Origin of the sequence: Roseomonas sp. TAS13 (genome assembly GCF_001950415.1) — a bacterium.
GTDB classification, from domain to species: Bacteria; Pseudomonadota; Alphaproteobacteria; order Acetobacterales; family Acetobacteraceae; genus Roseomonas; species Roseomonas mucosa.
Genome location: NZ_BDLP01000216.1, coordinates 1 through 7611, shown reverse-complemented (window position 1 = coordinate 7611; position 7611 = coordinate 1). Strand labels below are relative to the sequence as shown.

The following is a 7611-nucleotide window of genomic DNA, read 5'->3' as shown; positions in this document are numbered from 1 at the left end:
AAGAGACAGGGGCATAGCCCTTGGCGGCCGCCACGAAGGCCAGAGCGATGCCGGTGTTGCCGGAGGTGGGCTCGATCAGCGTGGAATGGCCGGGGCGGATCAGCCCCTGGCGCTCGGCGGCCTCCACCATGGCCAAGCCGATCCGGTCCTTCACCGAGCCGAGCGGGTTGAAGAACTCCAGCTTCAGCGCCAGGCGCGCCGGCAGGGCCTCGGCGGCTTCCAGCCGAGGCAGGCGCACCAGCGGCGTGGCGCCCACGAGGTCGAGCACGCTGTCGTACATCCGCCCCCTCGGCTGGCTCTGTTCGGCGTGGAATCGTTCCTCCGGCAGGGCGGGGGAGGGGGACGTCATGTCTTCTTTCATCGCGCCGTCTGGATTACCACGGTGCGGCGGCGTATTTTAGGGGGCATCAGGGATAAGGAACGGCCTCCACCCCATGTTGTTGCGCCCATGCTGCTGAAACAGGATCGAGCCCTCACCGCCATCTCCGTGATGCTGGATGTCGCCTTCCATGTCGGGCGCGGCGCGGAGGTGGCGAGCGGCGGGGACATCGCGGACCGCCTCGGCGCGGCCAAGCGGGGGATCGAGCCGGTCTTCCAGGCGCTTTCCCGTGCCGGGTTGCTGGACAGCACCCGCGGCCCGCGCGGCGGCTACCGCCTCGCCCGCCGATCGCGCGACATCCGCCTCTGGGATGTGGTGTCCGCCGTGGCCGAGGAGGAGGAAAGCCCCGACATGACCGGGCAGCTCCAGGCCGCCGTGGTGGCGCCGCTCTGGGGCGAGATGGAAGGCCTGCTGCGCGAGCGCCTGGAAGGGATGACCTTGGACGACCTGCTGCGCCGCGCCCAGGCGCGCGGCCTCAAGCGTCCCTCCACGGAGCCGCTGAACTTCGCGATCTGAAGTGGCGGCTGTTCGGGTTCCGGCCCGGGGGGGGCTCTGCCTCTCCGGCGCGATCCGGCGTCAGACAGAACCAACTCATCTGGCCCAGGGCCCGAAGAGTCCTGGCGGATAAGGGGAAAGGGGGGAAAAGAGGCGGAGCCTTGTCCCCCGGGCGGCAGGGTCAGAGCAGCGGCGAAACCCAGGTCATCAAGGCCAGGATGGTCGCGGCGATGGCCAGGGCCAGCGGGGCCGGGTCCGCCTCCTGCAGCAGCAGGGCCTCGATCTCGGCGTCCATGGCTTCCTTCTCCGGGTTCCGCATGGAGGTCAGGCCCGCTTTCCGGCCGGCAGCACCGTTTCGGGCCTGGCCAGGTCCTCCAGGCCGGGCAGCAGCGTGGCGGCGAGGCCGGCGACCTCGCCCACCACCACCAGGGCCGGCGTGGGCAGGCCGGCGGCCCGGGCGGCGAGGCTGCAACGGCCCAGCGTGCTACGCAGGGTGCATTGGCCGGGCAGGCTGGCCTGGGCGACGATGGCCACCGGGGTTTCCGGCGGGCGGCCCGCAGCCAGCAGGCGCAGGGCGATCTCGTCCAGCCGGCTCAGCGCCATGAAGGCCACCACCGTACCGCCGCCGCGGCCGAGCGAAGCCCAGTCCACGCTCTCGGGCAGGTTGCCGGCCTCGTCATGGCCGGTGACGAAGGTGACGGCGCTGGACACGCCGCGCTGGGTGAGGGGGATGCCCGCCGCCGCCGGGGCGGCGAGGCCGGCGCTGACCCCCGGCACCACGCGCCAGGGGATGCCGGCGGCGGTCAGCGCGGCGGCTTCCTCGCCGCCCCGGGCGAAAAGGAAAGGGTCGCCGCCCTTCAGCCGCACCACGCGCTGCCCGCCCCGGGCACCGGCCACCAGCCGGGCGTTGATCTTCGCCTGGGACAGCGGTGCCGCGCCCTTGCGCTTGCCCACCGGCACCAGCGTGGCCCGGGGATTGGCCAGTCGCAGCACGCCGCGCCCGGGCAGGGCGTCGTAGAGCACCAGATCGGCCCGGCGCAGCGCCTCGGCCGCGCGCAGGGTCAGCAGCGAGGGATCGCCCGGCCCGGCGCCGACCAGCCAGACCTCGCCCGGCCGCGGCGCCTCGCCGGCTGCCAGGGCCGAGCCGCGATCCAGTTCCGTCATCTGCGCACCGGCATGAGGGTTATCCTAAACTACGTTTGACAAGAGCTAATATTGGTATTTCACTTGGATCAAGAGGTTTAAGGCGCTTTTCGCATATGGCTCAGACCGGCACGACCACAGGCACCACCCAGAAGAAGCCGACGGGTGTGGAGATCAGCAAGCTGGCGAGCCGTGGGCTGCGTGGCGGGGTGGCGGCCGAGCTGTCCAGCACCGAAACCCGCGGCGGGGTCAGCGAGGACAGCTTCAACCTGCTGAAGTTCCATGGAACCTATGAGCAGTTCGACCGTGATACCGCCACCCCCCGCAAGCAGGCGGGACTGGACAAGGAGTGGCAGTTCATGGTCCGCGTCCGCGCCCCGGCGGGGCTGCTGACGGCGGAGCAGTACCTCGCCCTGGACGCGATGGCCGACCGCTATTCCAACAGCACGCTGCGTGTCACCACGCGACAGGCCTTGCAATTCCACGGCGTGTTGCGGGAAAACCTCAAGCCGACCATCGCGGCGATCAACCACACGCTGCTGACCACCATGGCCGCCTGCGGCGACGTGGTGCGCAACGTCACCACCACCCCGGCGCCGCGCCGGGACGCGATCCACCGGCAGCTCGTCGAGGATGCGCGGATGCTGTCCGAAAGGCTGCTGCCCCGGACGCGCGCGCATCACGAGATCTTCCTGGACGAGGAACCGGTTTCCGCCGTGCCGGAGGAGGAGCCGCTCTACGGCGCCACCTACCTGCCGCGGAAGTTCAAGATCGGCCTCGCCCATCCGGACGACAACACGGCGGACGTGCTGACCAACGACCTGGGCTTCATCGCCATCGGGGACGGGGCGGGGGGCATCGGCGCCTATCAGGTCTGCATCGGCGGCGGGCTGGGCCTGACGCACAACCGGCCCGACACCTTCCCCCGGCTGGCCTCCCCGGTGACGGTGGTGCCGCGCGAGCGGCTGCTCCATGCCGCCGAGGCGGTGGTGCGCTTCCAGCGCGACCACGGCGACCGCACCGACCGCCGCCGCGCCCGCCTGAAATACGTGATCGAGGATTACGGGCTGGACTGGGTGCGCGAGCAGCTCGCCCCCTATTTCGGCGGCGAGCTGGCCGATCCCGGCCCGCTGCCGCGCCTGTGCCTGCCGGAGCTGCTGGGCTGGCACGCCCAGGGCGACGGGCGCTTCTGGCTGGGCGTGCCGGTGCCGTCGGGGCGGATCGCCGACCAGGGGCGGGTGCGGCTGCGCACGGCGCTGCGGGAGGTCGTGACGCGCTGGGGCGCCAACCCGGTGCTGACACCGCAGCAGGACGTGATCCTCGCCGACCTGCCGGCCAATTCCCGCGAGGCGGTGGAATCGCTGCTGCGCGAGCACGGCGTGACGCTCACCGAATCGCTCTCCCCCCTGGCCCGCTGGGCCCTGGCCTGCCCGGCGCTGCCGACTTGCGGGCTGGCGCTGACCGAGGCGGAGCGGGTGCGCGACCCGCTGGTGGCGGAGATCGAGGCGGCGCTGGAGCGGCAGGAGCTGCTGGACGAGCGGATCAGCCTGCGGATCACCGGCTGCCCCAATGGCTGCGCCCGGCCCTATGCCGGGGATATCGGGCTGGTGGGCCGCGTGCCGGGGCATTTTGCCATCTTCGTCGGCGGCGATTTCGAGGGCACCCGCCTGTCCTTCAAGCTGCACGAGCGGGTGCCGCAGGGGGAGATCGCGGCCCGGCTGGAGCCGCTTTTCGCCGCCTTCGCCGGGGACCGGCGGGAGGGGGAGGGCTTCGGCGACTTCTGCCACCGACTCGGCCCCGATGCCCTGCTGGCGCTGGGGGCAGCGGAATCCGTCCCGGCCTGATCCCGCGCCGCAGCGACGGACCGGGTAGCCACAGGGCCCCTGCCAATGGGGCCCTGAACAGGAGTTGAGCGGACACCGCTTGCCTTCGCCCATCCGGACGAAGCATCGTGCGCTTCGGTCCGAGAGAAGATAAGGAGCCGCGCCTTGCTTCGCCTGAACCGACGCCAGGTTCTCTCCGCCCCTCTGCTCGCCGGGCTGGCCGCCACGCCGTTGCTGGCCGCGCGCCGGGCCTCGGCCCAGCAGGTGCCGCCGCTGCTGAATGTCAGCTACGACCCGACGCGGGAGCTCTACCGCGACTTCAACGCCGCCTTCGCTGCGCAATGGGCGAAGGACCATGGCGGGCAGAGCGTGCAGATCCGCACCTCGCATGGCGGCTCCGGCGCCCAGGCGCGCTCGGTGATCGACGGCCAGCCGGCGGACGTGGTGACGCTGGCCCTGGCCTATGACATCGACGCCATCGCCGAGCGCGGGCTGATCGCGAAGGACTGGATCACCCGCCTGCCGCACAACAGCGCGCCCTATACCAGCACCATCGTGCTGCTGGTGCGGAAGGGGAATCCCAAGGCGATCCGGGACTGGGGCGACCTGGTCAAGGACGGCGTGGGCGTCATCACCCCCAATCCCAAGACCTCGGGCGGGGCGCGCTGGAACTATCTCGCCGCCTGGGCCTGGGCGAAGCGCCAGCCGGGCGGCTCCGATGCCACGGCGGAGGACTTCGTGGCGAAGCTCTTCCGCAACGTGCCGGTGCTGGACACGGGCGCACGGGGCTCCACCACCACCTTCGTGCAGCGCGACCAGGGCGACGTGCTGCTGGCCTGGGAGAACGAGGCGCACCTCGCCTTCAAGGAGTTCGGCGCCGGGAAGTTCGAGATCGTCTATCCCTCGCTCTCCATCCTGGCCGAGCCCTCGGTGGCGGTGGTGGACCAGGTGGTGGAGCGCAAGGGCACGCGCGCCGTGGCGGAGGCCTATCTGCGCCACCTCTACTCGCCGGAGGGCCAGCGGATCGCCGCACGCAACTTCTACCGCCCACGCGACGCCGCGGCGCTGGCCGCCGCCGGCGCCACCTTCCCGAAGCTGGAGATGGTCACCGTCGATGACAGCTTCGGCGGCTGGGCGGCGGCGCAGAAGGCGCATTTCGCCGATGGCGGCTCCTTCGACCGGATCTACAAACCGGGACGATGACCGCCGCCAGCCTCCGGATGCCGCGTCGTGACCCCGTGGCCGGCTTCGGCCTCTCGCTCGGGGTCACGCTGCTCTGGCTGACCGCGATCGTGCTGGTGCCGCTGCTGGCGCTGGTGCTGCGGCCCTGGGAGATCGGGGTTTCCGGCGTGCTGGCCTCGCTGGCCGAGCCGCGCGTGCTGGCAGCGCTGCGGCTGAGCTTCGGCGCGGCCTTCCTGGCCACGTTGTGCAACCTGCCGCTGGGGCTGCTGCTGGCCTGGGTGCTGGTGCGCTACCGCTTTCCCGGGCGGCGCCTGATGGATGCGGTGGTGGACCTGCCCTTCGCCCTGCCCACCGCCGTGGCGGGGCTGGCGCTGACCGCGCTCTTTGCCACCAATGGCTGGCTGGGTACGCCGCTGGCGGCGCTGGGCATCAAGGTCGCCTTCACGCCGCTGGGCGTGATCGTCGCCATGGCCTTTGTCGGCCTGCCCTTCGTGGTGCGCACGGTGGAGCCGGTGCTGCGCGACCTGCCGCTGGAGGCCGAGGAGGCGGCGGCGACGCTGGGCGCCACCCGCCCGCAGGTGCTGCGCCGGGTGGTGCTGCCCGCCCTGGCGCCCGCGCTGCTGACCGGCTTCGGCCTTTCCCTGGCGCGCGCCGTCGGCGAATACGGCAGCGTCATCTTCATCGCGGGCAACATGCCGATGGTGAGCGAGATCGCGCCGTTGCTGATCGTCACCCGGCTGGAGCAGTTCGACTATGCCGGCGCCGCCGCGATCGGCCTGGCCATGCTGCTGATCTCCTTCGCCGTGCTGCTCTGCCTGAACCTCGCGCAGCGCTGGCTGCGCAGGGGCCGCCGCTGAGCGGCGCGGTTCCGGACCGGGGAGGGCGGCCGGCGGCGGAGGACCCGCGGCCGATGCGGGCCGTGCTGCTGCTGCTGGCGGTGCTCGCACTGGCCCTGTTCCTCGTCCTGCCGACCGTGGCCGTCTTCGCCGAGGCCAGCCGGCGCGGCTGGCCGCCGGTCGCCGAGGCGCTGTCCGACCCGGACACGATCGCGGCGATGCGGCTCACCCTGCTGGTGGCCGCGATCGCCGTGCCGGTGAACACGCTGGGCGGGGTGGCGGCGTCCTGGTGCATCGCCAAGTTCGACTTCCCGGGCAAGCGCCTGCTCACCACGCTGATCGAGCTGCCCTTTTCCGTCTCGCCGGTGATCTCGGGCCTGGTCTGGGTGCTGCTCTTCGGCGCCCAGGGCTGGTTCGGCCCCTGGCTGCAGGCGCACGACATCCAGATCATCTTCGCCCTGCCGGGGCTGGTGCTGGCCACGGTCTTCGTCACCTTCCCCTTCGTGGCCCGCACCCTGATCCCGCTGATGCAGGAACAGGGGCGGGAGGCGGAGGAGACCGCCGCCACGCTGGGGGCCAGCGGCTGGCAGAGCTTCTGGCGCGTCACGCTGCCGGAGGTGAAATGGGCGCTGCTGGCCGGCATCCTGCTCTGCAACGCCCGCGCCATGGGGGAATTCGGCGCCGTCGCCGTGGTGTCGGGTCATATCCGGGGGGAGACCAACACCCTGCCGCTGCATGTCGAGATCCTCTACAACGAGTACCAGTTCGTCGGCGCCTTCGCCGTGGCGGCGCTGCTGGCCTCGCTGGCCCTCGTCACCCTCTGCGCCAAGCTGCTGCTGGAGCGCCTTTCCGGCCGCAGGACCCTGCTGGAGCATTGAATGTGGCGATGACCCCGGGCGTGCCGACCGCCATGCCCCTCCCATGCCGCCGTGCCGGCCCGCCACTGTCCGGAAAGGCGTTGCGGGGATGAGCGTCGAGATCTCGGGCATCTCCCGCCGCTTCCAGGCCGGGCCGTCGGCGCTCGATTCGGTGGATCTCGCCATCGGCGACGGCGAGTTCGTGGCCCTGCTGGGCCCCTCCGGCTCCGGCAAGACCACGCTGCTGCGAATCCTCGCCGGGCTGGACTTCCCGGATGCCGGGCAGGTGCGGATCGACGGCCGGGACGTCGCCGCGCTGCCGGCGCGGCTGCGCGGCATCGGCTTCGTGCCGCAGAACTATGCCCTGTTCCGGCACATGAGCGTCTTCGAGAATGTCGCCTTCGGGCTGCGCGTCCGCCCGCGCGCCACCCGGCCTTCCGAGGCCGGGATTGGCGAGCGCGTGCGGCGCCTGCTCTCCCTGGTGCAGATCGCCGAGCTGGAGCGCCGCTATCCCGACCAGATTTCCGGCGGGCAGCGGCAGCGCGTGGCCCTGGCCCGGGCGCTGGCGATCGAGCCCGCGCTGCTGCTGCTGGACGAGCCCTTCTCGGCGCTGGATGCGCAGGTGCGCAAAAGCCTGCGCGGCTGGCTGCGGGAACTGCACGAGCGGCTGGGCCTGACCAGCGTCTTCGTCACGCACGACCAGGAGGAGGCGATGGAGATCGCCGACCGGGTGGCGGTGCTGCGCGCCGGACGGATCGAGCAGTTCGACACGCCGGGCGCCATCCTGGCCCGCCCCGCCAGCGCCTTCGTGGCGGGCTTCCTGGGCGAGGCGAACCGGCTCGGCTGCGAGGTCCGGGGCGGACAGGCGCATTTCGCGCCGCTGCCCCTGCCGCCGG

Annotated in this window: 8 protein-coding genes; 6 read left to right on the top strand and 2 right to left on the bottom strand. The window is 71.9% G+C overall.

What is annotated here, in order from left to right; all coding sequences use genetic code 11:
- On the bottom strand, window positions 1-349 hold a 349-nt coding region (locus tag ROTAS13_RS15795), incomplete at its 3' end, for a pyridoxal-phosphate dependent enzyme (protein WP_305793720.1).
- A 99-nt stretch (window positions 350-448) separates the two neighbouring features.
- On the opposite strand from ROTAS13_RS15795, the gene ROTAS13_RS15790 reads away from it, so the two are divergent.
- Window positions 449-895, top strand: coding sequence for an Rrf2 family transcriptional regulator (locus tag ROTAS13_RS15790; RefSeq protein WP_019461645.1), 447 nt, complete (start codon window positions 449-451; stop codon window positions 893-895).
- A 303-nt stretch (window positions 896-1198) separates the two neighbouring features.
- On the opposite strand, the gene cobA is transcribed toward ROTAS13_RS15790, so the two are convergent.
- Window positions 1199-2038, bottom strand: coding sequence for a uroporphyrinogen-III C-methyltransferase (gene cobA, locus ROTAS13_RS15785; RefSeq protein WP_075822806.1), 840 nt, complete (start codon window positions 2036-2038; stop codon window positions 1199-1201).
- A 95-nt stretch (window positions 2039-2133) separates the two neighbouring features.
- Here cobA and ROTAS13_RS15780 point away from each other — a divergent pair, with 95 nt between their 5' ends.
- The 5 genes from ROTAS13_RS15780 to ROTAS13_RS15760 form a co-directional block, all read left to right on the top strand.
- Complete coding sequence (locus ROTAS13_RS15780; protein ID WP_019461642.1) at window positions 2134-3861, top strand: NADPH-dependent assimilatory sulfite reductase hemoprotein subunit; 1728 nt, start codon at window positions 2134-2136, stop codon at window positions 3859-3861.
- Between the two features lie 144 nt (window positions 3862-4005).
- On the top strand, window positions 4006-5043 hold the full coding sequence (locus tag ROTAS13_RS15775; RefSeq protein WP_058389202.1) for a sulfate ABC transporter substrate-binding protein: 1038 nt from the start codon (window positions 4006-4008) through the stop codon (window positions 5041-5043).
- On the top strand, window positions 5040-5879 hold the full coding sequence (gene cysT / locus ROTAS13_RS15770; protein ID WP_019461640.1) for a sulfate ABC transporter permease subunit CysT: 840 nt from the start codon (window positions 5040-5042) through the stop codon (window positions 5877-5879). Before ROTAS13_RS15775 ends, cysT begins: the two co-directional genes overlap by 4 nt.
- A gap of 53 nt (window positions 5880-5932) precedes the next feature.
- Window positions 5933-6736, top strand: coding sequence for a sulfate ABC transporter permease subunit CysW (gene cysW, locus ROTAS13_RS15765; protein ID WP_058389201.1), 804 nt, complete (start codon window positions 5933-5935; stop codon window positions 6734-6736).
- Between the two features lie 88 nt (window positions 6737-6824).
- Window positions 6825-7611: sulfate/molybdate ABC transporter ATP-binding protein (locus tag ROTAS13_RS15760; protein ID WP_075822805.1), on the top strand; the 787-nt coding region annotated here is incomplete at its 3' end.